Source organism: Microbulbifer sp. SE14, from assembly GCF_059834885.1.
Genome location: NZ_JCBAJA010000019.1, coordinates 63,775 through 89,478, shown reverse-complemented (window position 1 = coordinate 89,478; position 25,704 = coordinate 63,775). Strand labels below are relative to the sequence as shown.

Genomic DNA, 25,704 nt, shown 5'->3' with positions numbered 1-25,704 from the left:
TCTCCGGGCGCGGCGGCACCACAAATGATCACAGCATCAGGTATCCCAGTGCGGTAAACCCCATAGCGGCAAAGGCGCCGGCGCGCAGGGCGTAGGGCAGCTGGGTTCGCACATGTTCAATATGTTCGGTCCCCGCTGCCAGGGAGGAGACAATCGTGGTATCGGAAATCGGCGATGAGTGATCGCCGAAGATACCGCCGGACAGCACCGCGGCTACAAACAGCGCCGGCTCGGCGCCCAGGGCCGCGGCGACGGGAACGGCGATAGGCAGCATGATCGAAAAAGTGCCCCAGCTGGAACCCACGGAAAATGCGATCGCCGCCGAAACCAGGAATATCACCAGGGGCATCAGGCCCAGCGGGATCGCATCGCCGACCATTCCCGCGACGTATTCGCCGGTCCCCAGTGCCTTGGAGACTCCGCCGAGGGCCAGGGCCAGCACCAGGATCACGGCCAGGGGCAACATGCGGCCGGCACCTTCCATCCAGGTACGGCTGAGCTCGTCCAGGCTCATGATCCGCTGGGCCATCACCATTACCGACAGAATGGCGAGCGCGGCCAGGGAGGCCCAGAGCACCGACGTCGAGCCTGAACCGGCGAAGATCTCCCCATCGCCGGTAACCCAGAGTCCCAGCGGCATGGCCGCCACCAGCGTCGCCACCGGCAGCAACATGGTGACCACGTGCGGTGCGGCCCGTTTTCTATCGCCCGGGACCGGGACCGTTTCCGGGGCCTCATCTCGGACCCCCGCCCCGCACGCCCGCGCCATGGGGCCGGGGTTGTAGTCGCGGGAGATGGTGTAGGCGGTGAGGCCAACCGCGGCGATGGCGTAAAGATTGAGGGGAATGCTCGCGAGCAGGAGCTCGAGCGGGTCGCCCACCCCAAGCCCTTCCAACAGCCCCAGGTTGAAGGCCCCCCAGGCATTCAGGGGAATCAACATGCAAATTGGCGCAGAGGTGGAGTCGATGATATAGGCGAGTTTCTCACGGGCAATGCGAAAGCGGTCGAACAGTGGCCTGGCGACAGTGCCTGCCACGAGCACCGTGATATTGGATTCGATAAAAATCACGATACCAATCAACCAGGCCATCCACTGGGCGCGCTTACCATCGGTGACCCAGCGGCTGCGCTCGAGGAATTGCACGAATGCACGTACCGCGCCGCTGCGCTCCAGGGTGAATATGAAGGCGCCGATCACCAGGGTGAACATCACCACCCGCGCATCCCCCGGACTCGCGAGCACAGCCAGCAGCCCGTCGATCGATTCCGCCAGCGAGGGAAAAAAACCGGAGCCGTTGAGCAGGAAAAAACCGAGCCAGAGACCGGCAAACAGCGCCAGGTAAACCTGGCGCGTGAGCAGTGCCAAACCAATTGCCAAAAAAGGCGGGAGCAGCGTGGTCCAATTCAAGTCATTCATACAACGGATTCTTTATTATTCTGTCGTTGCCGCCAGTAAAGGTGGCGTTCGCGTGGAAGCGGTTATCGCTCCCGCCGGTGGGCGCCTGGCCCCGCGCAATCAGCGCACCGGCGCCTCCAGCAGCCGCAGGGTGCCACTGTCGCCGTCGAGTTCCGCCAGCGCTCCCACCGGTATCACCGTCTGGTCCTCCACGTGCCCGATCATCAGGCCGCGCACCACGGGAACCTGCAGCCCGGCACAGCGCTCACGCAGGACGTGCTCGACGCTGAAAGTATTGCCGTCGGTTTCCGCTCCGGTAAATTTTCCGAATACAATACCGGCCACCTGTTCCAGTTTGCCCGCGAGCCACAGCTGGGTCAGCATGCGGTCGATTCGGTAAGGCGCCTCGTCCACGTCCTCGAGAAACAGGATTTTGTCGCGGAAGTCCGGCTCATAGGGTGTACCGAGCAGACTGCAGACCAGCGCCAGGTTGCCGCCGATCAGCCGCCCGCGGGCGCGGCCGCCGCGAAAACGGGTGATACGGTTGCGGTCTTCCACGCGGCCGGGCGCGGATTCAAAGGGCGGCGGCGAGCCGAGGGAGACCGGGTGCTCGCCATCGACCAACACCTTGGAAAACTCCCGCAGCGTATAGTCGGTAAAGTTCTGTGCCGCGATGGGGCCGTGAAAGGTAATCAGGCCGCTGTGCCGGTATATGGCGTTCAGCAGTGCGGTGATATCGCTGTAACCCAGCAGGACTTTCGGGTTGCGGCGGATACTATCGTAATCGAGCATCGGCAGAATGCGCGGCGTGCCGTAGCCGCCGCGCAGGCAGAAGACCGCACCCACCGAGGAATCGGAAAACATGTCGTTGATGTCCGCCGCCCGCGCTGCATCCGGACCGGCCAGATACTGGGTGCGCTTGTACAGGTGCGCGCCCTCTTTCACCCGGAATCCCAGCGATTTCACCACATCGATCGCAAAGCGGACATCCTCGTCTTCCCAGACGTTACTGGCCGGCGTCACCAGCCCCACGGTCATGCCTTTGACGAGGCGCGCCGGGCGCAGCGACCGGCCGGCCGCGGGCGCCGCGGCGTCGACGCCGGCCATGGCGCCGCTGGCAGCAACCAACGGCGCCGCCACCAGGGACTTGAGCAAAGACCTTCTCAGCATGTGGTCTCTCCTTTCTCGATTTTATACATCGGTATGGTCAGCGGCCGGCAGGCGCTCGAAACGCAGATCCTGGAAATCGTAACTGAAATCAATGCCGCGGGATTTTGGCTGCAGAGTCAGGAAGACGGCTCCGGACTCGCCGCGGTCTGCCACCAGCCAGGCGTCGGCGTCCAGGCTCCGGTCGTCCCACTCCAGCGCCCAAACGCCGGCACCTGCCGCCGTGAGGGTGCCGCGCAGGCGCGGCGATTTCTCTGACCGCCAGCGCAGCCGGCCCTCGCGGGCCTCGATCACGATGTCGCCGAACCAGGGGTCGCGGTAGCTTCCGCTGAGCGCCTCATCACCCAGCGCGACCAGGCTGGCCGGTGCGGGCAACAGATCCGGCTCCGGCACCGCGCCTTTGTCGCCGCCGCTGTAAAGCTCCTGAAAATAATCCAGCCAGTCCCGCTCCGGCGCCCCCAGGTAAGGCTTCAGCAGACTGTAGATCAGCGCCTGCCGGGCCGTCCCCGCACTGCGGTTCATCAGCACCACGATGGCCAGATCCCTGTCCGGCACAAGCGCCGCCCAGGCGTACATGCCGGACAGCGAGCCGGTGTGGTGGATCACCCGGAAACCGTGCATATCCTGCACGCGCCAGCCCAGCGCATAGGCGTAGAAACTCCCGGCATCCCGCTCGGCGCGGGCGGCCGACAGCGGCATCAGCGTCACGGGTCTCCAGAGGCGATCGCGGGTATCCAGGGAAAAGAGGGCTTCGCCGCCGGGCATGACGCCCCCCGCGAGCAGGGTGCGCAGCCAGACGATCATATCGGCGGCACTGCAGTGCATGCCGCCGGCAGCGGCCAACACTATGGGCTCGCTGCCGGCCAGATTGGGGGAATCCACCACCAGGCCGCCCTCTTCCAGCCGGTGCGGATCGGCGAGGTTGTCGCGGGCGGCGGCCGGCACCGGACCTGCATAACAGTTCTTCAGCCCCATGGCGTCGAGCAGGCGCGCCTGCACGAACTCTTCGTAGCTCATCCCCGCAATCTCAGCGATCAACTCGCCGGCAACGATGTAGAGGAGGTTGTCGTAGGCGTAGTCGGCGCGGAACTTGCGCGTGATGGGCAGGAATTGCAGCCCTGCCAACACGTCGGCGCGGGTAAACTGATTGGGTTGCGGCCACAGCATCAGGTCACCCGCGCCGGGCCCCAGCCCCGAGCGGTGGGTAAGCAGGTCGACTACGCGGAACTCCTGCGTAATCCAGGGGTCGGCGAGGCGGAACTGCGGCAGGTGGTCGACGACGCGGTCATCCCAGTCGAGACGCCCATCCTCCACCAGCAGCCCCAGCGCCGCAGTGGTGAACGCCTTGGTGGTGGACGCGAGTTTGAACAGGGTATTTTCGTCAACCGGGCGCGGATCATCCACATTGGTGACGCCGAAGCCGCGCAGCAACACCGGCTTGCCCCGATGCCAGATGGCCACCGCCGCGCCGGGCACCCGCTCTTCCTCGAGCACGCGCTGGACCAGCGCCTCGGCACTCTCCCCGTCGAGCGGGTCCTGTTCGCCACAACCGGACAGCAGCAACAACGCCGTCACGAAAAAAGTCCACGCCAGTGCCGGGACTCTCATCGGTCCACCTCCGCCGGCTCTGAGTAAAAAATCACACATGGTTTATCATTATCTCCCACAGTTCACTGTGTGCACGGCGGCTGCGTGCAGCGCTCTTGACGCGACACCAGCATCAGAATAATTTATCAAGCACAGATCTTCGAGTAAATAATATTTTATTCGCAAGGCGAACAGACCATTAAGCCGAAGCCCAGGAGCCCACCGTGCCGCATCTATCCAACCCTCATCGCCACCCCGATAAACCCAGAGCCGATCGCGGCGAGCGCCGCGCCGCCCCCCTGTTGGCCGCCCTGGCGCTGGCCACGCTCAGCGGCGCCTGCAGTCAACGCGGTGATATCCCCGCCCTGGAGGAGATTCGCCAACAGGTGGACAGCGGCTCCTATGCCGGCGCCCGGGCGGAGATTGAAAAGATGCACAGCGAGCAGACACTTACGCAGGAACAGCGGCGGGAGCTGGAGTTCGAACTGGAGCGCATGCGGCGCATCGAAATGGAGTTCACCCTATCGCAGGAGGAACTCCTGCCAGCGATACAGCGCTACATCCCCGACGCCACCCCCGAAGATGTGCTGCAGTGGGACAGCGCCGGACTGCTCGAGTTCAAGACCATCAATGGGCAGCGCCGCTACTTCCGCAAGGCCGCCTACAACCTGGTACAGATTTCCGAAAGCGCGGCCGCACGCACGGGCGACTACACACGCTTTACCGACAAGGCGCCGCTGTACGCGATGCACCCCCATCACCGCGAGGTCATCGCCGCGGACTCGCCACTGCGCCAGCGCATCCGCGTCGACTATTCCCTGACCGTGGACGCAGACGCGGTGCCGGACGGCGAGACTCTGCGCGTATGGCTGCCCTTCCCCCTGGAACTGGAAGGCAAGCAGGAAAACGTAACCCTGCTCGGCAGCCTCCCCGAACAACACCAGTTGCCCCCGGCGCAGCAGCCCCAGCATACCATCTACCTCGAGGACACGGCGCGCGCTGGCGAGCCCACCCGCTTCAATGTGCGCTACGAGTTCGACAGCCTGTCGCGCCACCAGCGGATCGAGGCTGAAAAGGTGCAGCCGGCTCCGGACGACTCCACCCTGTATCCCTACCTGTCCGAGCGCCCCCCGCACATCAAGTTCACCCCCGAACTGCGCGCACTCTCGGACAGCATTGTCGGCGATGAAACCAACCCCTACCGCATCGCGCAGAAACTCTTTGCCCATGTCGACCAGATTCCCTGGGCGGGGGCGCGGGAGTATTCGACGATCCGCAATATCAGCGCCTACGCCGCGCAAGCGGGCCACGCGGACTGCGGCCAGCAGACCCTGCTGCTCATCACCCTGATGCGCATGAACGGCATTCCCGCCCGCTGGCAATCCGGCTGGGAATTCTCGCCGAACAGCTTCGACACCATGCACGACTGGGGCGAATTTTACCTGGCGCCCTACGGCTGGATGCCGATGGACGTCACCCACGGCGTACTCGAGGGGGAAACGGAAGCCGAGCGCTGGTTCTATCTCGGTGGACTGGACGGCTATCGCCTGATATTCAATACCGATTACAGCCGTCCATTTGTACCGGCCAAGACCCACTTCCGCTCAGAAACGGTGGATTCCCAGCGCGGAGAAGTGGAATGGCGCGGGGGCAACCTCTATTTCGACAAATGGAGCTACGACATGGAGTGGGAACTGCTTCCGGCGGGGGGAGACTCCGCCGCAGCGGACTGAGGGGAGAGGCGGCGGCCGCGCCGCCGCACGCGCCCCCCCGGGGCGAAGTCGACTTCGGCCAGGGGCCCCGGCGGACACCGACGGCTAACAGGCTGGTGAGAAAGTATCTTTCACCAGCCTGTTAGCCGTCCAGCCTGGCCAGGCCGCTGAGCAGCCCTTCAATCAAATGCAACTGCGCGGAGCGGAACAACAGCCGCTGCCAGGCCTCGTCCCCCTCGGCGGGAGCGACATACAGGCGGATATCGGAATGGATGCTGGCAGCGTTATAGTTGTAGCGCGTGAGGCTCAACACCTTGACGCCCTGCTCCCGGGCCCGGTTTGCCACATCCACCAGCGACTCCTCGCCGCCCAAATCGCAGATGATGCACAGGAGATCGCCCTCCTCCAGCGAATCCGCGATACGGTGCTGCAATCTGCCGCCCTCATCGAACACCGCCAGGCAACCGAATTCCAGCAGCTGGTGTGTCAGGTAGCGCCCGACAGATACCGACCCGGGGCAGGCCGACACCTGGATACAACGTGCAGCGCGAATCGCGGCGACCGCTTCAGTGAGCTGCTCGGCCTCATTGATACTGATCGTATTCTCGAGTACCTCGAGCTTTTTCTGCCCGAACAAATCCAGCGGACTTCCCGGCCGGGAAAAATGCCGGGCGGCGTCATCGCCCGCCTGCGCCAGAACAGATCCGGCGTAGGATTCATAGACGGCGAGCTTCAGACTGGGATAGCCACGATAGCCGAGCTTCTGCGAAAACTTGACCACACTGGACTGGCTGACACCCACCGCATCCGCCAGCTGCTGCGATGAGTAGTCGCGCAACAGTTGCGTGTTGTCGAGAATGAAATCCGCCAGTTTGCGCTCGTTCACCGACAGCTGATCGCGCATCGCGCGCATCTTCAAGAGGCAGTTCATGGGTTCCCACCCTGTTCCCTGGTAGTCGGCGATATTACGCTAACAACTCCAACCCCTCAATTTTCTCGATGCCGAGTCCGGGAGTCTCATTCAGGATAATGTCTGCATCCCTGTAGGTCGCGCCACCCACAACGGGATCAAACTGGCACAGGGAAGGCACATCGAGATCCAGCTTGGACACCACTGGCGCCTTGGCCGCCGCCACATGTGCGGCAGCGGAAACACCGATACTGGTCTCCAGCATACAGCCGACCATGCACTCCAGCTCGTACAGCGCCGCCAGGTCCGCAAGCTTCAGAGCATTGGAAATGCCACCGGTCTTCATCAGCTTGATGTTGATGATATCGGCGGCGTTGCGCTCTACCACGTTAATCACATCGTGGGGTCCGAATATGCTCTCATCGGCCATGATCGGGGTCTTTACCCTTTCCGAGATATAGCGCATGCCCTCCAGGTTGCCGGCCGTGACCGGCTGCTCCACCAGCTCGAGCAGGACACCGGCCTCTTCCAGTCCGCGGATCGCCATGACGGCCTGCTTGGGACTCCAACCCTGATTGGCATCGAGACGCAACAGTGCGCGCCCTTTCACCGCCGCGTACACCGCTTTGATGCGCTCGATATCGAGTCCGATATCCTTGCCGACTTTCAACTTGAGAATCTCGAAGCCCCTTTCAACGGCGCGCTCGGCATCTGCAACCATCTTGTCAATATAGTCGACACTGATGGTGATATCCGTAGTCAGACTGCTGTCACCGCCCCCGAGAATCCTATAGAGGGGCGTGCGGTAACTCTGTGCAAACAGATCGTAAAGGGCGATCTCCACTGCCGCCTTGGCACTGGTGTTGTGAATCATCGCCCCCTGAATCTGGCGGCAGAGGCGATTCAGGTCCGCCACTTCGCGCCCGACCAGCAAGGGGCCGAATACCTTGCGCACCGACTCAATCACCGAGCCGTGCGTATCGCCGGTGATTACCGCCGTGGCCGGTGCATTGCCGTAGCCGACATGCCCTGTATCCGTCTCCAACATGACGACCACGTCTTCCACATTTTCGACCGTGCGCAATGCGGTCTTGAAAGGCGTCACCAGCGGAACCCGGAGCATGCCCAGTTTTACATCAACTATTTTCATGGCCGTACCCGTCAAATAATGGACTTAATAGCGTAAATGGCGTCGACAAAACTCTTGCCCGAACTCAATTGCAGCGGCGTCAACGGCGTCACCGAAACGCCGGACAGCGTCCCCCGGTAGTAGGTCTCGTCGCTGCGGTAATAGCTGAGCCCGGTCACATCGTGAATCACATAGGGCTCCCCATCCACATGGCCGATATACATCATCACATGCCCGGGAATATAGATCAGGTCCCCCACCGAGAGCTCATCGAGCGCCTCGCGGCGGGCCGCGTCATCGCCCTCGGCGAAACGCCGGGTGGGGGCGAAGTCGCTCTTCCCCTGCTGTCCCGAATTTCTCGGCATCAGGATACCGACACTGCGATAAACCTCGCCGACGAAGCCGGTGCAGTCACGCCCGTTGTAATCGTGCCCCCAGCCGTAGCGCTCGCCAAGAAACTTGAAGGCCTGGCGCAGAATCAGTGAGGGGCGGTAATCGAGGCGACCTACGGTCACATCGCGGCCCCGCGCAACCAACGTCGGCTCAAAGGCGAGGCTGCCGTCCTCGGCACGAACTGGCAGCGATACGATATGGCTGGCATGGGGATTCTGCCCGTGTACATTGTGCCCCACCTCTTCCGCGGAAAGCAGCGGCAGGGACACCCCCATATCCAAGGTGACCTCAGAAGTCCTGGGCTCCTCGGGGTTGAAGTTGGTGCGCACCTGGGCGCCGGTGACTGTCAAGCGCGGCTCGCGGCGATGCCAGGCCTCGATCCGCTCCCGCGTGCCCTCCGCCACTGCGGATTTCGGCACCCAGGCCGCGTAGTGGTAGTTGACGGCGAACCACCACCGGCCGTCGGCGCTCTCGTGCAGCAACGCCAGGCGCTGACCCGGAAATACGCCGGTCTCCTGGAACCGGTCCAGGTCCGGGTCGGAGAGGTCCTTGAGCACCCTGTCGAAGGTGGGATAGCTGCGCATGCTCGCGCGCCGCACCACCAGCCCCCAGCGCGTGCGCACTTCCGCAGGCAGCGCCGCGCGCTGTACCGCGGCGTCGAGGCGCGCGTAAGTGTCCGGCGTGACGGGCCGTCCATCGGCAAAAACGCGCGGGCTCGAAGCCGGCCGGCTGACGCCGTCGATCAACGCCAGCACCTCGTCGCGCGCCAGGACCTGCGGAAATTCATCCAGGTCGTGGAGATAGGGATCGCCCGCCAGGTTGGCGGCATTCATTGCGGCAATCTCGCCGCCGGAGAGCCGCACCTCGTCGCCGGCGAGCCGATCGATCCAGAAATCCGCCGACAGCATCGACTCCTCGAGCAGGGGCACATCGGTGACGTAGGCCGGGCCGGGGGCCGCGCCGCCGGATCTGTCCGGCTCTGAACATGCCGCGCTCAACAGCAAAAATACAGCGGTGATCAACAACTTCAGCCGAAGCATGGCAACCTCTTTACAAACTGCGGGCAACCGCATCATTTTCCATCAACAGATAAAAAAAGGGCACCCGAGAGTGCCCTGTTAAAGCGGACAAGCAATATTAGAAATCCAGGGAGGCGGACAGACGCACGCTGCGAGGCGACTGGAATGCCGCCGGCGCGAGGAAGTCCGCGTTGTCGGTAGCCATGGTGTAGCGGAGGATCTCGTTCACATCCGTGACTTTCTGGCTGTTGAACACGTTGAATATGTCGGCGCGCAGGTTCAGCGAGGTGCCGGCGATATCCATCCGGTAGGAGGCACCCAGGTCCAGCGTGTTAATCCAGTCCAGGTCGCCGTATTCGCCCTTGCTCAGGCGCTCGAACTCCCGGTCCGCATTGCTGAAGTCGCCATCACAGTTGCTGACGCAGACGTAATTGAAGTCATAGCTTTCGCTGTAGGTAAACGGATTACCCTGCGCGCGGGCATTGATCGGGCGCCCGGATATCACGCTGAAGGAGGCCGACAGCAGCAGGTCTTCGACGATCTCGTACTGGCCGCGCAGCTTCAGGGAGTGGGTGCGATCGTTGGGCAGGCGGCCGTGGTTGCCCAGCAGGTAGGCCACGTCATCGCCGGCCTCGGTCCAGCCGGGGATGTCGTTGCCGGTGTCGGAGTTAACGCCACCCTCATAGTTGCCGTAGGAGCGCGACCAGGTGTAGGCGGCGTTGAAGCTCCAGCGGTCGGCGAACTCGCGGTCCAGCACCAGCTCCACCGCGTTGTAGCGGCGCTCCACCTCCGGGCTGCCCAGCGGCTCACCGTCGAGGCCGGGCATCTGCCCCTCGCCGAGATCGATGGTGATCTGGCGCACCTGACCATCGTCACACTCGCGGGTCAGGGTCAGGTCGCGGCCCGGGTTGCCGAAGACCCAGCCCTTGATGTTGCCGCAACCGGCCACATCGACATCGATCTTCATATCCTCGATGGCATTGTGGAAACGGCGGTGGATACCGCGCACGCCGAGCTTCCAATTTTCCGCCACCAGCTTCTCATAGCCGAGGACCAACTCGTCCTGGTAGCTGGCTTCCAGGTCATTGTCCACGAACGCCTCGGTGCCGCTCAGCCCCTCGGCCGCGTTGCCGACCTGATAGACATCACCGATCTGGTCGCCGAGGATCGGCGTGACATTGGTGTAGCCGGACGCCGTCGTCTCGGTTTCCAGGCCGAGCAATTCGTGGTAGGTGCGCGTATCCAGGGTGCCGCCGCCCTCGCGGGCCACCAGGCCGTTGGACAGCGGGAAGTAGTAGCGGCCCAGGTTGGCGAACACCTTGGAACTACCGTCACCGGCGATATCCCAGGCGATACCGAAGCGCGGCGAGATCATGTCATCCACCTTCAGGAAGGAATTGCCGGCCGCATCCTTGGTGTCGAACTCGTCGAAACGTACACCCATGGTCGCCGTGATGTCGTCGGTCACGTACCAGATATCCTCGAAATAGAAGGCGGAGGTATCCGACTCGAACTCGCCGATGGAGTTGCGCGTGCGCACGCGCACATAGGCGTCGCCCTGCACTGTGCCGCCGTTGACGGAGTCGCCCGGCGCGGCTTCATAGATGTGGTAATAGGCCTGATCGGGGCCTGTGGTGAGGCGATTCATGCGCGTTACGCGCAGCTCGTCGTCCAAACCGAACCGCAGCAGGTGGTCCCCCAGCTCGTATTCCATATCCAGGCGGAAGGCCTCGCGGCTATTGAAGCGGCCATCGAAACGCGTATCGGTGGTACAGCCGAGGTATTCGTAGACGCGGTAGTCGTACACATAGTTACACTCGAGGCCGGTGGTATTCGAAGAGGTGTATTGGCCCTCGCTCTCCCCGTACATCGCCTTGACCAGGAAATTGTCAGTGATCTGGCCAGTGTAGGTGGTCAGGAAGTGCTTGCCGCCCTCTTTCTCGAAGGTGGTCTCCTGGAACTCGCCGCCATCAAAGTAGTCGGTCTCCGTCTCGCTCTCGTCGGAAAAGGCGATCAGTTCGAGGCTGTGGCTGTCGGAGATCAGCCAGTCCAGCTTGCCCCCCCAGAAGGCGCTGTCGTCCTTACTGTCCCAGGAGAGATCACTGGTCGCGGATTGACCTTCGTTGCGGTAGCTGCGCGGTTCGTAAACGGCGTAATAGAAGAGCTTGTCCTGAATAATGGGACCGCCCGCGTAGAAGCTGGTGCTGACGTCGTCCGTCTCGCTCAGGTCGCTGCTGGAGACCCTTTCACCGAGGGAGTTGTAGCCGTGGGTGCCGCTGCCGCGCAGCGCATCCGGTGTATAGTAGGTACTCACGCCGAACTCGAACTCGTTGGTGCCGGACTTGACCACGGCGTTGGTCACCCCGCCGGTGGTGCGGCCGAATTCGACCGAGTAGCCACCGGTTTTGATCTGGGCTTCCTCGATGAAGGAGAAGGGCACGCTGCCGGAGCCGATGCCGGTTTCCACGTCCGTGACATTGAGGCCGTTGATAAACACGGCGTTCTCGCCCACGGAGGAGCCGCCGAAAGAAACGCCGCCGAAGGCAGTGCCGGATACGGTCCCGGGCGCGAGCAGAGCCACCGACTCCAGGCTGCGGCCGACGGGCAGAACTTCCAGATCGGCGGCGGAGAAGGTCACCCCGGATTCAGAGGTAGTGGTATCTATCTGCAGGCGGCCGCGCTGCCCGACCACGGTGATCTCCTCGATGTTGCCTTCCGCGGCACCGATTTCGGTAGCGGCACCAATCGAAACCCTGACATCCCGTGCCAGCGTCACCGTCCGGCCATCAATGTCCGCCGTGACGGTATAGTTGCCCACCGGCAGTCTGGAGAAGCGGTAGCGCCCCTCGGCATCCGCCCGGGTCTGGCGGGTGAGGCCGTTGTCGTCGTTGCGGATGGTAACCACGATCTCCGCACGGCTCGCTTCAGCCTGATCGATACTGCCGAGTATTGAACCGTCGTTGTTGGCCGCCAGGGCTTGCGGCGCCCCAACGGATGCCGCGCCTACCGTGGCGCTGACAGCCAGTGCCAGCAAATGGCGGTGAAGGGGCTTACGGATGGATACGGTACGATCGAACATAAGAAGGGTCTCCCGGACAGTTATTGTGTTTATCAATTGGGCAGCACTTGATTCGCGCAGACTTTGAAGCTCAGCGCCCTAAACGCTACGACTGAGGCATCTGCGCAACCTGGGTGACAACTGCCAACCCTGTGCACGTATAATTTATTTTCAGATTCCACCATCAAGAATAATTTATTCGACAATCCTATTGTGCTGAAAAAATTCCTATTCGGCGAGAGAAAAATAATAAAAAATTCAAAAAAAATTGCGTATTGTCATTTATGACAGGTTAAAGAGAGGAATCACAACAGCCCGTACCAACGGTGCCAAGCCCGGCTACCGCCCCTTCCCCACAAACCCCGGGACGATAAATACGCGGCACTCGCTGGGTGAGGCCGGTGAGCAGCTCGTAGGCGATGGTTCCGGCACTGGCAGCGACTTCGGCAACCGGCAGCGCCGCACCCCACAATTCGACCTCCGCACCGACGCCGGCCTCCGGGATCGCGGAGAGATCCACCGCCAGCATGTCCATGGAGACGCGGCCGACCAGTTGCGTGCGCCGGCCACAGACAAGTACCGGTGTACCGGAAGGCGCATGGCGCGGATAACCGTCGCCGTATCCACAGGCAACGATGCCGAAGCGGCCGTTCCGGCTGAAGCGGTAATCGCAGCCATAGCCCACCGGCTCGCCCGCCCGCACGGAGCGGACGGCGATCAGCTGCGAGCGCAGGGTCATCACGCTTTGGAGATTCCGGTCCTGGACGGCGCCCGCATGCGGATTGACTCCATACAGCATGACGCCGGCGCGGTCCCATTGACGACGTGCACCGGGCAGACCGATCAGCGCCGCAGAGTTGGCGATACTCTGTGCAAACGGAAGGCAGCGGTGTGCGGACCGCGCCCCGGCGGCCCGAATGGCCCGGACGACTTCGTCAAAGCGGTGCAGCTGAACGGCATTGTGCGGGCTGTCCGCCTCATCGGCGCACGCCAGGTGGGTGGTGAGAATACATTCCCGCACCGCCGACAATTCAACCAGGAGCCCGTAGGCCCTGGCCGCATCGCCGCAATCAAATCCCAGACGCCCCATGCCTGTGTCCACCTTGAGCCAGACACTCGAGGTTCCCTCTTGTTGCGGCGAGGCTTTCAGCAACTCCAGCTGATAGTCACTGTGCACCACCAAATCCAGCTGACGCCGGATCGCCTCCGACTGGCCCTCCCGATTAAACACCCCTTCCAGTACCAGTAGCCGGCCACCCAAACCGGCGTCGCGCAGGGCAACGGCCTCCTCGATAGTGGCCACCGCCAGGCCATCGGCCCCCACGAGACTCCTGGCGACGCTCGCGAGACCGTGACCGTAGGCATTCGCCTTGATCACCGCGAGCGTCCGCCCGCCGCTCAGGGACTTGGCGTAGCGATAGTTGTGCGTCAGCGCCTGCAGATCTATGTCGGCGCGCAGCGGTCGGCTCATATTACCCTCCCCCTCGGCGCCGGCCGCCGCAGATGGGCCCAAGGGGCGCAAAGGCCGGGCAAACCAGCGGCAGCCCTTCGCCGGCGCCGCGAAACAGGTCCGCTGCCGGCGGGCCGAAAGGGACGGTTTCCACGATCAGATAATTCATTACAAGAATAAAATTATTTAGAATAATTTATTCTTGCCGATTCTGCGGATCCTGGCAAGCGGCCGGGCACGGGACCGGACGAGCGCAGGGTTCCAGCCGCTTCAACCTCCGCACCGCCTACCATATCCGGTATCGGTTTTCGGCTGGTCGCCTGAGTTTCATCCGCCTGGCCATAAAGTCGGTTAGTGCTTTTTGTGGCGCTTTGATATTCTCCGCGGCAGAAGCGGCTACCCAGCCGTGCCGGTTGTGTCGCGCGCATTTTAAACAACCCTTTGTGACTGCCCCGAACCGTGCCGACGGCTGCAGAGCGCGGGGCTGGGGTATTCCACCGTTCTACCGATTACTGATCCCGAGATGCAGAAAACCTCCAGCAAGTCCAAGTCCCCCGCCGCAGAACACACCCCGATGATGCAGCAATATTTGCGCATCAAGGCCCAGCACCCCCAGGAGCTGGTCTTCTACCGCATGGGGGACTTCTACGAACTCTTCTACGACGACGCCAAGAAAGCGGCCGAACTGCTGGACGTGACCCTGACCGCCCGCGGCAAGTCCGGCGGTCAGCCGATCCCCATGGCCGGCATCCCCTACCACGCCGCCGAGGGCTACCTGGCGCGGCTGATCAAGGCCGGCGTATCCGTGGCCATCTGCGAGCAGATCGGCGACCCGGCCACCAGCAAGGGCCCGGTGGAGCGCAAGGTGGTGCGCATCGTCACCCCCGGCACCGTCACCGACGAGGCGCTGCTGAACGAGCGCCGCGACAACCTGCTGGCGGCTGCGGCACAGCTGGGCGACGTCTTCGGCCTGGCCCTGCTGGACCTGGCCACCGGCCGCTTCGTGGTGCAGGAGGTGGATTCCCTGGAGGCGTTGGCGGAACAGGTGCAGCGCCACAGCCCGGCGGAGCTACTGGCGCCGGAGGACCTGGCCCTGCCGGCGGAAATCGAGCGCCGCCCCGGCCTGCGCCGCCGCGCACCCTGGGAGTTCGAGCTGGAGACGGCCCTGCGCCTGCTGAACCAGCAGTTCGGCACCCTCAACCTGGAGGCCTTCGGCTGCAGCCATATGCACGCGGCCATAGTCGCCGCCGGCTGCCTGCTGCAGTACGCCCGCGACACCCAGCGCACCGAGCTGCCCCATATCCGCAGCCTGCAGACCGAGAGCAGCGACGAGACCGTGGCCCTGGACGGCGCCAGCCGCCGCAACCTGGAGATAGACCTGAACCTTTCCGGCGGCGACGAGAACACGCTGCTGTCGGTGTTCGACAGCTGCAAGACCGCCATGGGCAGCCGCCTGCTGCGCCGCTGGCTGAACAACCCGCTGCGGCAGCTGACCACATTGAACAACCGCCAGGACGCGGTGGCGGCGCTGATCGACGGCTACCGCTTCGAGCCGCTGCGCGATGCACTGAAGCCGGTGGGCGACATGGAGCGCATTTTGGGCCGCCTGGCCCTGCGCTCCGCGCGCCCGCGGGACCTGGCGCGCCTGGGCCAGTCCCTGGCGCAGTTCCCGGAAATCCAGCAGCAGTTGGCGGAGACGGACGCGGTGCTGCTGAAGGAACTGGCGCGGGAGATAGGCAACTGGCCGGAAACGGTGGAGCTGCTGGAGCGCGCCCTGGTGGAGAACCCACCGGTGGTGATCCGCGAAGGCGGCGTTATCGCCACCGGCTACGACAGCGAGCTGGACGAGCTGCGCTCCATCAGCGAGAACGCCGGCGACTACCTGGTGCAGCTGGAGGTGCGGGAGAAGGAGCGCACCGGCATCCCCACCCTCAAGGTGGGCTACAACCGGGTGCACGGCTACTTTATCGAGATCAGCCGCGGCCAGAGCGACAAGGCGCCGGCAGACTATATCCGCCGCCAGACCCTGAAGAACGCCGAGCGCTTTATCACCCCGGAATTGAAGGAGTTCGAAGACAAGGCCCTGTCCGCCAAAAGCCGTGCCCTGGCGCGGGAGAAGGCCCTGTACGAGGAGCTGATCGACCAGTTGAACCAGTCCCTGGCGGAACTGCAGACCGCCGCCGCCGGCGTGTCGCAGCTGGACGTGCTGGCCTGCCTGGCCGAGCGCGCCGACAACCTGCGCCTGTGCCGCCCGATACTCGGCACCGAACCGGGCCTGCATATCAGCGCCGGCCGCCACCCGGTGGTGGAACAGGTGCTGGACGAGCCCTTCGTCGCCAACGATATCGAGCTGCGCGACGACCGCCGCATGCTGGTGATCACCGGCCCGAACATGGGCGGTAAGTCCACCTACATGCGCCAGACCGCGCTGATCGCCCTGCTGGCGCACGTGGGCAGCTATGTGCCGGCGGACGGGGCCAGGATCGGCCTGCTGGACCGCATCTTCACCCGCATCGGCAGCGCCGACGACCTGGCCGGCGGCCGCTCCACCTTTATGGTGGAGATGACCGAGACGGCCAACATATTGCGCAATGCCAGTGCCAACAGCCTGGTGCTGATGGATGAAATCGGCCGCGGCACCAGCACCTACGACGGCCTGTCCCTGGCCTGGGCCTGTGCCCACTACCTGGCGGACAAGGTGCGCGCCTTCACCCTTTTCGCCACCCACTATTTCGAGCTGACCGACCTGCCGAACCAGTGCCCGGAATCCGCCAATATCCACCTGGACGCCACCGAGCACGGCGACGGAATCGTCTTCCTGCACCGCATCCAGGAGGGACCGGCGTCCAAGAGCTACGGGCTGCAGGTGGCCAAGCTGGCCGGTATCCCCGGGGATGTGCTGGTGGAGGCGAAGCAGCGGCTGGAGGCGCTGGAAAAGAACGGGACTCGGGACTCGGGACTCGGGACTCGGGAAACAGCAATCGGGACCCGGGAGGGCACTCCCGAACCTCCGAAAGCCCAACCGACTTCCGCATCTCCCCAGCAGGTGGACCTGTTCGGCGCCCCAAGCCACCCGGCGGTGGAGGCACTGGAGGCGCTGGATCCGGACGACCTGACGCCGCGGCAGGCGCTGGAGCAGCTCTATGCGCTGCGGAAGCTGCTCTGAACTCCAGCGGTGCGTACGGCGCACCCTACCCGAGTCCCGAGTCCCGAGTCCCGAGCAGTTATAAGCACCCAACCAATTCGACTGAAAAGCCACTACAATTCGCGCCATTAGTTGATAAAATCCGCTGCTTCACAGAATTGGGTATTTTCGAGGGACAAGCATGACATTCGTAATTGGGGAAAACTGCATCAAGTGCAAATACACCGACTGTGTGGAAGTTTGCCCGGTGGACTGCTTCTATGAAGGCCCCAACTTCCTGGTGATCCACCCGGACGAGTGCATCGACTGCGCCCTCTGCGAACCCGAGTGCCCGGCCAACGCCATCTTCTCCGAGGACGAGTTGCCGGAGGACCAGCAGGAGTTTATCGAGCTGAACGCGGAGCTGGCGGAGATCTGGCCCAATATCACCGAGAAGAAAGACCCGCTGCCGGACGCCGAGGAGTGGGACGGCAAGAAGGGCAAGCTGGACCAGCTCGAACGCTAAACTGATTTATTGAAAAGCCGTCGCTTGCGACGGCTTTTCTCGTTTATCGGCCCCGAAAAATAAAAACACCCACATCAATGGCCCAAAGCTCTCCGCCACCATCAGGAGGGCCGGCATCAATCCCCTCGTGGATCTGCCCCTGCGCATCAGCAAGGCGAAGCAGGTCATCATCGTTACTTCAACACACGGAGTCCAGTTCCGCACTTCCGGGAATATTCGGCCAAATAAAGTTGTGATCTGAGTAAATTAACCTTATCAATCAGAGTCATTGGCTCCGGTTCCACCAAGGATCCGGCCCGAGCCCTACTCCAGATCCACATAAGGAGTTATCACCATGTTGCGCTGGGCCATCATCTGTCTGGTTATCGCACTGATCGCCGCCTTCTTTGGCTTTGGCGGCGTGGCGACCGCAGCCGCGGACATCGCCAAGGTGCTCTTCTTTGTCTTTATCGTGCTCTTTGTACTGGCACTGATATTCGGTCGGCGCAGGCCGCCAAAGTAAGCGGCGAACCAGGCTCCAGGGACCCTGTACCTGCAATCGGCGGCCAATGGCCGCCGATTGCATTCAACGACGAACCTGAACTCGTCTCGACGAACTTCCCGCCAAAAATGTAAAGAGTACTTGACAGCATCGAATGACGGGCAGTACCGTCAATATCAAGGACACTTTACATGGAGGCGTACCCATGGCCCGGACTCCGCGCTATCGATTCTCGTTTTTCCAGGTCGGCCTGTTGTTCTCATTGACTGCCCTCGCCGGTGGGCTGGCGCTTAAGGCTCTGCCGGAGGACTCCCCCTGGCGGCTGCCGCTGGTCCTCGGGCCGTTGATTCCCGCCGCCGGCCTGTTCACTGTACTCCTGCAATACCTGGTTCGCGGCGACGAAATGGAGCGGCGCATTCAGCTGACCGCCGCGGCGACGGCGCTGGTGATCGTTTTCCTCTTCACCCTCACCTACGGCCTGCTGGAGGCCTACGCCGGCCTGGCGCCAATCGGCGGCATCTGGACGGCACTGCTGATACTGGTGAGCTGGACGATGGCGGGTAATATCCTGCGCAGGCGCTATCGGTGAAAAACTGCCTGAAAGAAATGCGCGGCGAGCGCGGCTGGACACAGCAACAGCTGGCCGACGCACTTGGCGTTAGTCGGCAGACGGTCAACGCAATCGAGAAGGGAAAATATGATCCGAGCCTGCCAGTGGCGTTTCGGATCGCCGCCGTATTCGGCCACCGGATAGAGGAGATATTCTTTCCGCAGGGGGGGTAACCGGACTAGTCCCTGTTCCTTTGCGGTTCCAACCCCAGCACTTCGGCAAAGTGGTTGAAGCCCACCACCAGTTCCATCACCGTGAGCGCCTCGACGATTTCATCATCCTGGGCCCCCAGTTTCTGCGCTTCCGCAATCCAGCGCTCGCCGTGATCGCTGGGGGCTTTATTGGCATGGCGGGCCAAGTCGAACAGTGCGTGTTCTTTTTCCGAGTAGTGCACATGCTTGGGGTCGGTGCGGATGCGCATCACTTCCTGCATATCCACACCCAGTTCCTGCAGGGTGGCGCTGTAGTGGTATATGCCGTAGTCGCAGTGATTATCCGCAGAGATCACCAGCCCTATGCCTTCCTTCAGCTGTGGCGACAGTACCCCGTGGACCATCAACGCCTTGTAGGTGTGCCAGCTGGCCTCCAGCAGATCCGGGTGATGGGCGATAATGAGAAACAGGCTGGGCACCGCACCCAGTTCATCCTCTATGTCGGCGAAGATCGCCTCTACCCGATCTTCCGCGGGACGTTCCACCAGTGGAATGTGGCTCATGGTTCACCTGCCCAATCTTCTTCCAGTTCTGTTCTCATTCGCTGGCAATTGCTTTTTGCAGCGCCCACATACTGTATATAATCACAGCATGCGAAAGATCATCCACTGCGACTGCGACTGTTTCTACGCCTCTGTCGAAATGCGCGACGACCCGAACCTGCGCGGCCGTCCCCTGGCAGTGGGTGGCACCAGCGACAGGCGCGGGGTTATCTCCACCTGCAACTACGAAGCGCGCAGCTATGGCGTGCGCTCCGCCATGCCCACCGCACAGGCGAAAAAGCTCTGCCCTGATTTGATTGTAGTACCCGGTAACATGAAAAAATATCGAGAGGTTAGCGGCCAGATTCGGGATATTTTCCTGGATTACAGCGAAATCATAGAACCGCTGTCCCTGGACGAGGCCTTCCTGGATGTGAGTGACAGCAGCCGCTGCCACGGCAGCGCCACCCTGATGGCCGAGGAGATACGCCGGCGGGTGCGCGCGGAGCTGGGTATCACCATCTCCGCCGGCGTGGCGCCGAACAAGTTCCTGGCCAAGATCGCCAGCGACTGGCGCAAACCCGACGGCCTGACAGTCGTCGCCCCGGACGCCGTGGACCAATTTGTACTGCGCCTGCCGGTGGCAAAAATCCATGGCGTCGGCCGGGTCACCGCGGAGAAGATGCACCGCCAGGGCATCCGCACCTGCGCCGACCTGCGCCGCTTCTCCCTGATCGAACTGACCCGGGACTACGGCAAGTTCGGCCGCCGCCTGTACGAACTGTGCCGCGGCATCGACGAACGCCCGGTCAACAGCGACGGCTCCCGCAAGAGCGTCAGCGTGGAACATACCTTCAGCGAGGATCTCTGCACCCTGGACGAGTGGCGGGAACAGCTGACCACCCTCTATATGCGCCTGCTGGAGCGGCTGGAAAAACTGGACGAGCGCTACCAGATCAGCGGCGCCACGGTGAAGGTGAAATACGGCGACTTCTCCATTATGACCCAGGAGCGATCCAGCCAGTCCGGCCGAATCTCGGAGTTCAGGCAGCTGCTGCAGCAGTGCTGGGACAGGCGCCCGAGCCCCATCCGCCTGCTGGGCGTGGGAGTCAAACTCAGGGATTTGCGCGCCGAACTGGGACCGGAGCAGCTGCCATTGCCTCTACCGGAGCAGAAGCGCCTGTCGGCGTAAAAACCATTCCAGAGGACACTCGCGCCGAGGCTGGCACAGCCCCATGTAGAAGCCAGACCAGGTGTCATTCGGCACCGGTGCAAAACCACCCAATACGTACCAGTCAGCAAATCTGGCGTCGTCCCACACTCAGCCGCCGGAGCCGCACCGGGCCGCCAACTATACTCCCCACACTGACAGCAAAGAGCAGGTTGATGAAAAGAGTGCTGCCCAGTGCCCTGCTTGGCCGGTTCCTGAGTTACGCCAAAAGACTGGAGCATCCGCAGCTGTTCAAGTGGGTAGTCGCCATTTTTCTGGTGGACTTGTTTATCCCCGACCTGCTGCCATTTGTCGACGAATTACTTCTGGGACTGGCCGCACTCTATCTGGGAAGTAGAAGGAAGGTGCGCACCGCCGGCCCCAGAGAACAGCCAAACGAAAAGTTTGCAGGCAGGGGAAAAGGCGAGCGGGTTAAGGAGAATTCGCAAGCCGACAGCCGCGGCGATCGGCCGCACCAGTAATTCGCTCACAGCATTAACAGATCAAAAGAAGCTCGCATTCTCGGCCGTTCGAGCAGCATTACCAGCGCAGGGAGGCGCGGCAACTTGTCACGCAAAGACTTTCAGCACCTGAGCGACGAGGAGCTGCTGGACTACTACCACTCCACACGGAATCTGAACGCCTTCCGCCAGTTCTACGCGCGCCACAAAGACAGCCTCTACCGCTACTGCGCGCAGATGAATTTCGCCGGCGCCAGCGGCGTGCTTGAGGAATTGTGGAACGACCTCCTCGAACGCCCACCGCAGCTGAACGGCCGCCTGTTGCGCAGCTGGCTGTTTATCCGCGTCAACAAGCTGCTGCGCAACTGCGCCGGCCGGGACCCCGATACCCCTCAGCAACCCCCGGATCCGGGCGACAAACTGCTCGCCGGTATCCAGCAGCTGCCGAGAATTGAACGCAATATCCTCCTGCTGTATCTGGAGTGCCAACTGCCATTGGCCACCGTTGCCGATATCGAAAAAATTTCGCTGAAGCGCTGCAGAGAGCACTATCGCAACGGAAAGGAAAGACTGGAAGAATTTCTGTATGGACCGCAGAGACAGCCCTGGCGTATCGAAGGGGCAGCAGAGGTAACTATATGAGTATCTGGGAACACCAATACCGGGACGCAGTAGCGGGAATCACTTCCCCGGGGTCCCTCGACGAAAAAATTCTGCAACAGGCCAAGCAGTTCAAGCCGCCCAGGGGAGACAGCCGATGGCTGTCCAAGGTCGCGAGCGGTTGTGCGGCCCTGGCAGTCATTATATTGTTAGTGCATCCAGCACAATACCTGGGCGCCCTGACTCCCAACCTGCGCCCCGCGCAACAGAGCCCGCTGATAGACTGGCGGCAGAAAAACGCACCGGCAAAAGGCGCGGACCCCTGGTTCACTCTTCGCAGCCAGGTGCAGGCAGGCAGTTATATAGAACTCTGCAGCCATTGGCGCCGCCAGCAGCGGGGCTCAGCATCGGACAAGCTGCCACGGGACCTGGAAGCCAAGGCCCGCGCCCATTGCCGCCTGCTTCCCTAGTCGATAACGAGAATAACCTTGCCCCGCGCGCGGCGCTCGGTAATAGCGGCAAAAGCCCGCACATATTCCTCAAAGGGATAGACTTCGGTGGTAAGCGGGTTCAGCTTGCCCTCCTCCACCATCTGCAACAGCTCGGCGAAATTCTGTAAATTAGCCTGCGGGTCCCGCTGTGCCCAGCTGCCCCAGAAAATCCCCATGATATCGCCGGCCTTGAGCAGCGGCAGGTTGAGGGGCAGCCTGGGAATATCGCCGGAGGCGAATCCGATTACCAGGTAACGACCACTCCAGGCAATGGAGCGGTAGGCCTCTTCCGTGTAATTGCCGCCTACCGGGTCGAAGATCACATCGGCACCGCGACCATTGGTCAGCTCCTTGATGCGTTCCTTCAGGTCCTCGTCCGAGTAATTGATCAGCTCATCGGCGCCCACCTCGCGGCAGAATTCCAGCTTTTCGGGAGTGGAGGCACAGGCGATTACCCGGGCGCCCAGCGCCTTGCCCAGCTGGATTGCCGTCACTCCAACGCCGCCGGCCGCACCCAGCACCACCAGGGTCTCGCCCTGCCGAATCGCGGCGCGCTGCTTGAGCGCGTAGTAGGAAGTGGCATAGGTAATACAGAAACCGGCCGCCTGTTCAAAGCTGAGCTTCTCCGGCATGGGTACCAGCAGGTCTTCCTTGACATGCACCTGTTCGGCAAAGGCGGACATGCCCGGCATGGCGATCACCCGGTCACCCACCTTGAATTTCTTTACCCTGTCGCCCACGGCACTGATCACCCCGGCGCACTCGCCGCCGGGAACAAACGGCAAGGGTGGCTTGACCTGGTACTTGCCCGCAATTACCAGGGCGTCAGGGAAATTGAGTCCGGCGGCGCGGACATCGATCCGCACTTCATCGCTTTTCAGTTCCGGCAGTTCCCGCTCGGCGATTACCAGCAGTTCCGCCGAACCGTACTCCTCGCATATCAATGCGCGCATAGATCTCTCCAATTACTCCCTGTAGGAGCGGCCGTTGGCCGCCCCGCCGCTCCTACAGCTATCTTTTATAGTGAGTGCATGTGGTGTTACACCACCTCAAACAACCCCGCCGCACCCATGCCGCCGCCGACGCACATGGTGACCACCACATACCGGACCCCGCGGCGCCGGCCCTCCAGCAGGGCGTGACCGACCATGCGCGCGCCGCTCATGCCGTAGGGGTGGCCGATGGAGATGGCCCCGCCGTTGACGTTCAGCCTGTCGTTGTCGATTCCCAGCTTGTCCCGGCAGTAGAGCACCTGCACCGCGAAGGCCTCGTTCAGCTCCCACAGGCCGATATCGTCCATGGACAGGCCGGTGCGCTTCAACAGTTTCGGAATCGCGTACACAGGGCCTATGCCCATCTCGTCCGGCTCGCAGCCGGCCACGGCCATACCGCGGTAGATACCCAGCGGTTCCAGGTTGCGCTGTTGCGCCAGTTGGCTGTCCATCAGCACCAGGGCCGCGGCGCCGTCGGAAAGCTGCGATGCATTGCCGGCGGTGATCACGCCGTTCTCGCGCACCGGCTTAAGGCCCTGCAGTCCCTCCAGCGTCGTCCCGGGCCTGTTGCCCTCGTCCTTTTCCAGAGTGACCTCCTGGTAGGAGACCTCCCTCGTCTCGCGATCCATCTCCGCCTTGGTGCAGGTCACCGGCACTATCTCATCGCGATACAGGCCGGCTTCCTGGGCGGCGGCGGTGCGCATCTGCGACTGCAGCGCGTACTCATCCTGCCGATCGCGATCGATACCGTAGCGCTTCGCCACCACCTCGGCGGTATCGATCATCGGCATATAGATATCGGGGTGCATCTCCAGCAATGCCGGATCGGCAATGCGGAAATTGTTCATATGCTCGTTCTGCACCAGTGAGATCTGTTCCACACCGCCGGCGACGACCAGTGGACAGCCGTCCTGGACAATCTGCTTGGCCGCGGTGGCCACCGCCATCAGGCCGGAGGAACACTGCCGGTCGATGGTCATGCCGGCGACACTGGCGGGCAGCCCGGCGCGCAGCGCGATCTGGCGGGCCACGTTCATGTGGGTGGTGCCCTGCTGCAGGGCGGCGCCGAAAATGCAGTCGTCCACTTCCGCCGCCTCGACCCCGGCGCGCTCCACCGCCGCCCGCACCGCATGCGCGGCCAGGCTGGGCGCCTCCAGGTTGTTGAAGGCGCCGCGATAGGCCTTGCCGATCGGTGTGCGCGCCGTGGAAACAATTACCGCTTCTTTCATGTCGCTTTCCTCAATCCAGTTCCACGTCCAGGGCCTCAGCGGCCTTCTGCACGAATTTCACCGTCTGGTTCAGGCCGCCGAACAGCTCTTGCTGTTCGCCGGCGTCGCCGATCGCGTCCAGGTTTTCCAGCACGCCTTCCGGGTTCTGCTGCTCCGGGGGGAGGTAGAGTCCTTCGGTTTCCACAATCCGCGCACAGGCGAAGGCGCCGGCACCGGCGCCGAGGATGAAGCGGTTGGGCGCGTCTTCCGCCACCAGCGCCACCAGGCCCGCGGTCACCGATTCCGGGGTCATCAGGTCCAGCACCTTGGGATCGGGAATCACGTCCTCGGTCATACGCGTGCGGGCGGTGGGCGACAGGCAGTTCACCTTGATACCGTACTTCTGTCCCTCCAGGTAGAGGGTGTTCATCAAGCCCACCAGTGCCATTTTCGCCGCGCCGTAGTTCGACTGGCCGAAATTGCCGTAGAGGCCGGAAGACGAGGTGGTCATGACAATGCGGCCGTAGTTCTGCTCGCGCATCAGGCCCCACACCGCCTTGGTGCAGTTGACCGATCCCATCAGGTGCACATCCATCACCAGGCGGAAGTCGTCCAGGTCCATCTTGGCGAAGGACTTGTCGCGCAGGATGCCGGCGTTGTTGACGAGGATATCCACCCGCCCCCACTTGTCCACGGCCGACTGCACCATCTTCTGCACTTCTCCGTAGTCGGTCACATTGGCGCCGTCGGCGATGGCCTCGCCGCCGAAGCGCTCTATCTCCGCCACCACCTGCTCGGCGGCAGTCAGGGAGGCACCGGAACCGTCGCGCGCACCGCCCAGGTCGTTGACCACCACTTTCGCCCCGCGGCGGGCCAGCTCCAGGGCATGGCTTTTACCCAGGCCGTTGCCGGCACCGGTGACGATCGCCACCTGTCCGTCGAATCGAATACTCATGTCGTCATCTCCACTAAAATCGTTATTCTATACAAACTGCATAAACAACCATTCGGCGACCAGGGCCGGCTTCTCCTCACCCTCGATCTCCACGGTAACCTCCAGCTTCAACTGGAACTGGCCCGCCTGCTTCTCGGTGATATCCAGGATTTTCGCACGGGCGCGGATATTGCTGCCCACTTTCACCGGATTGAGAAAGCGCACCCTGTCCATGCCGTAGTTGATGCCCATCCGCGAGCCCTCGACACCGATCTGCAGCTGCTCGGAAAAATAGGACAGCAGCGACAGGGTCAGGAAGCCGTGGGCAATGGTGCCGCCGAACGGCGTCTGCCGCGCGGCCTCCGGGTCTACGTGGATAAACTGGCGGTCGAGGGTGCACTCGGCAAAGGTATCGATACGCTGCTGGTCGATCCTGAGCCAGTCGGTGGTTTCGCTCTCGAAACCGATAAAATCGGCAATCTTGTCGCGGGGTATCTGTATGGACACTGCTCGCTCCTCTTTTTATTCGTTGTGGAAATTGCCCGACAAACC

Annotated in this window: 23 protein-coding genes; 10 read left to right on the top strand and 13 right to left on the bottom strand. The window is 62.5% G+C overall.

All coding sequences use genetic code 11. The features are described 5' to 3' along the window. Positions 1-28: 28 nt before the first annotated feature. The 3 genes from AC6R19_RS14280 to AC6R19_RS14270 form a co-directional block, all read right to left on the bottom strand. Entirely contained in the window at positions 29-1,417 is a 1,389-nt protein-coding gene (locus AC6R19_RS14280; protein ID WP_500580511.1) for a Na+/H+ antiporter NhaC family protein, read from the bottom strand. Positions 1,418-1,516: 99 nt separating this feature from the next. Beyond that, entirely contained in the window at positions 1,517-2,566 is a 1,050-nt protein-coding gene (locus AC6R19_RS14275) for a S66 peptidase family protein (protein WP_500580510.1), read from the bottom strand. A gap of 21 nt (positions 2,567-2,587) precedes the next feature. Further along, on the bottom strand, positions 2,588-4,171 hold the full coding sequence (locus AC6R19_RS14270; protein WP_500580509.1) for a serine hydrolase: 1,584 nt from the start codon (positions 4,169-4,171) through the stop codon (positions 2,588-2,590). A gap of 203 nt (positions 4,172-4,374) precedes the next feature. Here AC6R19_RS14270 and AC6R19_RS14265 point away from each other — a divergent pair, with 203 nt between their 5' ends. Further along, on the top strand, positions 4,375-5,883 hold the full coding sequence (locus AC6R19_RS14265) for a transglutaminase domain-containing protein (RefSeq protein WP_500580508.1): 1,509 nt from the start codon (positions 4,375-4,377) through the stop codon (positions 5,881-5,883). A 121-nt stretch (positions 5,884-6,004) separates the two neighbouring features. On the opposite strand, the gene AC6R19_RS14260 is transcribed toward AC6R19_RS14265, so the two are convergent. From AC6R19_RS14260 to alr, 5 genes are all read right to left on the bottom strand, one after another. Then, positions 6,005-6,793, bottom strand: coding sequence for a MurR/RpiR family transcriptional regulator (locus AC6R19_RS14260; protein ID WP_500580507.1), 789 nt, complete (start codon positions 6,791-6,793; stop codon positions 6,005-6,007). A 34-nt stretch (positions 6,794-6,827) separates the two neighbouring features. Then, positions 6,828-7,922, bottom strand: a complete 1,095-nt coding sequence (locus AC6R19_RS14255) for a dipeptide epimerase (RefSeq protein ID WP_500580506.1) — start codon at positions 7,920-7,922, stop codon at positions 6,828-6,830. An 11-nt stretch (positions 7,923-7,933) separates the two neighbouring features. Then, positions 7,934-9,334, bottom strand: coding sequence for an NlpC/P60 family protein (locus AC6R19_RS14250; protein ID WP_500580505.1), 1,401 nt, complete (start codon positions 9,332-9,334; stop codon positions 7,934-7,936). Between the two features lie 97 nt (positions 9,335-9,431). After that, positions 9,432-12,392, bottom strand: a complete 2,961-nt coding sequence (locus AC6R19_RS14245) for a TonB-dependent receptor (RefSeq protein ID WP_500580504.1) — start codon at positions 12,390-12,392, stop codon at positions 9,432-9,434. A 271-nt stretch (positions 12,393-12,663) separates the two neighbouring features. Continuing rightward, positions 12,664-13,842: an alanine racemase gene (gene alr, locus AC6R19_RS14240; protein ID WP_500580503.1), complete on the bottom strand. Its 1,179-nt coding sequence runs from the start codon at positions 13,840-13,842 to the stop codon at positions 12,664-12,666. A gap of 502 nt (positions 13,843-14,344) precedes the next feature. On the opposite strand from alr, the gene mutS reads away from it, so the two are divergent. The 5 genes from mutS (at position 14,345) to AC6R19_RS14215 (ending at position 18,735) form a co-directional block, all read left to right on the top strand. Then, entirely contained in the window at positions 14,345-16,987 is a 2,643-nt protein-coding gene (gene mutS / locus AC6R19_RS14235; RefSeq protein WP_500580502.1) for a DNA mismatch repair protein MutS, read from the top strand. A gap of 160 nt (positions 16,988-17,147) precedes the next feature. Further along, positions 17,148-17,471: a ferredoxin FdxA gene (gene fdxA, locus AC6R19_RS14230; RefSeq protein WP_500580501.1), complete on the top strand. Its 324-nt coding sequence runs from the start codon at positions 17,148-17,150 to the stop codon at positions 17,469-17,471. Positions 17,472-17,805: 334 nt separating this feature from the next. Continuing rightward, complete coding sequence (locus AC6R19_RS14225; protein ID WP_500580500.1) at positions 17,806-17,973, top strand: DUF1328 domain-containing protein; 168 nt, start codon at positions 17,806-17,808, stop codon at positions 17,971-17,973. A gap of 184 nt (positions 17,974-18,157) precedes the next feature. Then, entirely contained in the window at positions 18,158-18,541 is a 384-nt protein-coding gene (locus AC6R19_RS14220; RefSeq protein WP_500580499.1) for a hypothetical protein, read from the top strand. Continuing rightward, positions 18,538-18,735 (top strand): helix-turn-helix transcriptional regulator, encoded by a 198-nt coding sequence (locus AC6R19_RS14215; protein ID WP_500580498.1) that lies wholly within the window; start codon positions 18,538-18,540, stop codon positions 18,733-18,735. The genes AC6R19_RS14220 and AC6R19_RS14215 overlap by 4 nt, the downstream gene beginning before the upstream one ends. A 5-nt stretch (positions 18,736-18,740) precedes the next feature. On the opposite strand, the gene AC6R19_RS14210 is transcribed toward AC6R19_RS14215, so the two are convergent. After that, entirely contained in the window at positions 18,741-19,277 is a 537-nt protein-coding gene (locus AC6R19_RS14210) for a carboxymuconolactone decarboxylase family protein (RefSeq protein WP_500580497.1), read from the bottom strand. 88 nt (positions 19,278-19,365) lie between these two features. Here AC6R19_RS14210 and dinB point away from each other — a divergent pair, with 88 nt between their 5' ends. From dinB to AC6R19_RS14190, 4 genes are all read left to right on the top strand, one after another. After that, complete coding sequence (gene dinB / locus AC6R19_RS14205) at positions 19,366-20,448, top strand: DNA polymerase IV (RefSeq protein WP_500580496.1); 1,083 nt, start codon at positions 19,366-19,368, stop codon at positions 20,446-20,448. 194 nt (positions 20,449-20,642) lie between these two features. Further along, complete coding sequence (locus AC6R19_RS14200) at positions 20,643-20,948, top strand: DUF6116 family protein (protein ID WP_500580495.1); 306 nt, start codon at positions 20,643-20,645, stop codon at positions 20,946-20,948. An 84-nt stretch (positions 20,949-21,032) separates the two neighbouring features. Continuing rightward, positions 21,033-21,569 (top strand): RNA polymerase sigma factor, encoded by a 537-nt coding sequence (locus AC6R19_RS14195; protein ID WP_500580494.1) that lies wholly within the window; start codon positions 21,033-21,035, stop codon positions 21,567-21,569. Further along, positions 21,566-21,997, top strand: coding sequence for a hypothetical protein (locus tag AC6R19_RS14190; RefSeq protein ID WP_500580493.1), 432 nt, complete (start codon positions 21,566-21,568; stop codon positions 21,995-21,997). The genes AC6R19_RS14195 and AC6R19_RS14190 overlap by 4 nt, the downstream gene beginning before the upstream one ends. Here the strand turns inward: AC6R19_RS14190 and AC6R19_RS14185 are convergent. The 4 genes from AC6R19_RS14185 to AC6R19_RS14170 all read right to left on the bottom strand — a co-directional run bounded on the left by AC6R19_RS14185 (position 21,994) and on the right by AC6R19_RS14170 (position 25,659). Next, a complete protein-coding gene (locus AC6R19_RS14185) occupies positions 21,994-22,971 on the bottom strand; it encodes an NADPH:quinone oxidoreductase family protein (protein WP_500580492.1) in 978 nt (325 codons plus the stop codon). The genes AC6R19_RS14190 and AC6R19_RS14185 overlap by 4 nt on opposite strands. An 86-nt stretch (positions 22,972-23,057) precedes the next feature. Further along, the gene (locus tag AC6R19_RS14180) at positions 23,058-24,239 is read right to left on the bottom strand and encodes an acetyl-CoA C-acyltransferase (RefSeq protein ID WP_500580491.1); all 1,182 of its coding nucleotides are present in this window, start codon (positions 24,237-24,239) and stop codon (positions 23,058-23,060) included. Between the two features lie 10 nt (positions 24,240-24,249). Then, positions 24,250-25,173 (bottom strand): SDR family NAD(P)-dependent oxidoreductase, encoded by a 924-nt coding sequence (locus tag AC6R19_RS14175; RefSeq protein WP_500580490.1) that lies wholly within the window; start codon positions 25,171-25,173, stop codon positions 24,250-24,252. 27 nt (positions 25,174-25,200) lie between these two features. Continuing rightward, positions 25,201-25,659 (bottom strand): MaoC family dehydratase, encoded by a 459-nt coding sequence (locus AC6R19_RS14170; protein ID WP_500580489.1) that lies wholly within the window; start codon positions 25,657-25,659, stop codon positions 25,201-25,203. Positions 25,660-25,704: the final 45 nt, after the last annotated feature.

Excerpts from the sequence above, each read along its gene's own strand:
- AC6R19_RS14210 (WP_500580497.1), bottom strand. The coding sequence starts at position 19,277 with ATGAGCCACATTCCACTGGTGGAACGTCCCGCGGAAGATCGGGTAGAG.
- AC6R19_RS14275 (WP_500580510.1), bottom strand. The coding sequence starts at position 2,566 with ATGCTGAGAAGGTCTTTGCTCAAGTCCCTGGTGGCGGCGCCGTTGGTT.
- AC6R19_RS14190 (WP_500580493.1), top strand. The coding sequence starts at position 21,566 with ATGAGTATCTGGGAACACCAATACCGGGACGCAGTAGCGGGAATCACT.
- AC6R19_RS14225 (WP_500580500.1), top strand. The coding sequence starts at position 17,806 with ATGTTGCGCTGGGCCATCATCTGTCTGGTTATCGCACTGATCGCCGCC.
- dinB (WP_500580496.1), top strand. The coding sequence starts at position 19,366 with ATGCGAAAGATCATCCACTGCGACTGCGACTGTTTCTACGCCTCTGTC.
- AC6R19_RS14180 (WP_500580491.1), bottom strand. The coding sequence starts at position 24,239 with ATGAAAGAAGCGGTAATTGTTTCCACGGCGCGCACACCGATCGGCAAG.
- AC6R19_RS14245 (WP_500580504.1), bottom strand. The coding sequence starts at position 12,392 with ATGTTCGATCGTACCGTATCCATCCGTAAGCCCCTTCACCGCCATTTG.
- AC6R19_RS14260 (WP_500580507.1), bottom strand. The coding sequence starts at position 6,793 with ATGAACTGCCTCTTGAAGATGCGCGCGATGCGCGATCAGCTGTCGGTG.
- AC6R19_RS14200 (WP_500580495.1), top strand. The coding sequence starts at position 20,643 with ATGAAAAGAGTGCTGCCCAGTGCCCTGCTTGGCCGGTTCCTGAGTTAC.
- AC6R19_RS14175 (WP_500580490.1), bottom strand. The coding sequence starts at position 25,173 with ATGAGTATTCGATTCGACGGACAGGTGGCGATCGTCACCGGTGCCGGC.
- AC6R19_RS14220 (WP_500580499.1), top strand. The coding sequence starts at position 18,158 with ATGGCCCGGACTCCGCGCTATCGATTCTCGTTTTTCCAGGTCGGCCTG.
- fdxA (WP_500580501.1), top strand. The coding sequence starts at position 17,148 with ATGACATTCGTAATTGGGGAAAACTGCATCAAGTGCAAATACACCGAC.
- AC6R19_RS14250 (WP_500580505.1), bottom strand. The coding sequence starts at position 9,334 with ATGCTTCGGCTGAAGTTGTTGATCACCGCTGTATTTTTGCTGTTGAGC.
- mutS (WP_500580502.1), top strand. The coding sequence starts at position 14,345 with ATGCAGAAAACCTCCAGCAAGTCCAAGTCCCCCGCCGCAGAACACACC.
- AC6R19_RS14185 (WP_500580492.1), bottom strand. The coding sequence starts at position 22,971 with ATGCGCGCATTGATATGCGAGGAGTACGGTTCGGCGGAACTGCTGGTA.
- alr (WP_500580503.1), bottom strand. The coding sequence starts at position 13,842 with ATGAGCCGACCGCTGCGCGCCGACATAGATCTGCAGGCGCTGACGCAC.
- AC6R19_RS14255 (WP_500580506.1), bottom strand. The coding sequence starts at position 7,922 with ATGAAAATAGTTGATGTAAAACTGGGCATGCTCCGGGTTCCGCTGGTG.
- AC6R19_RS14280 (WP_500580511.1), bottom strand. The coding sequence starts at position 1,417 with ATGAATGACTTGAATTGGACCACGCTGCTCCCGCCTTTTTTGGCAATT.
- AC6R19_RS14270 (WP_500580509.1), bottom strand. The coding sequence starts at position 4,171 with ATGAGAGTCCCGGCACTGGCGTGGACTTTTTTCGTGACGGCGTTGTTG.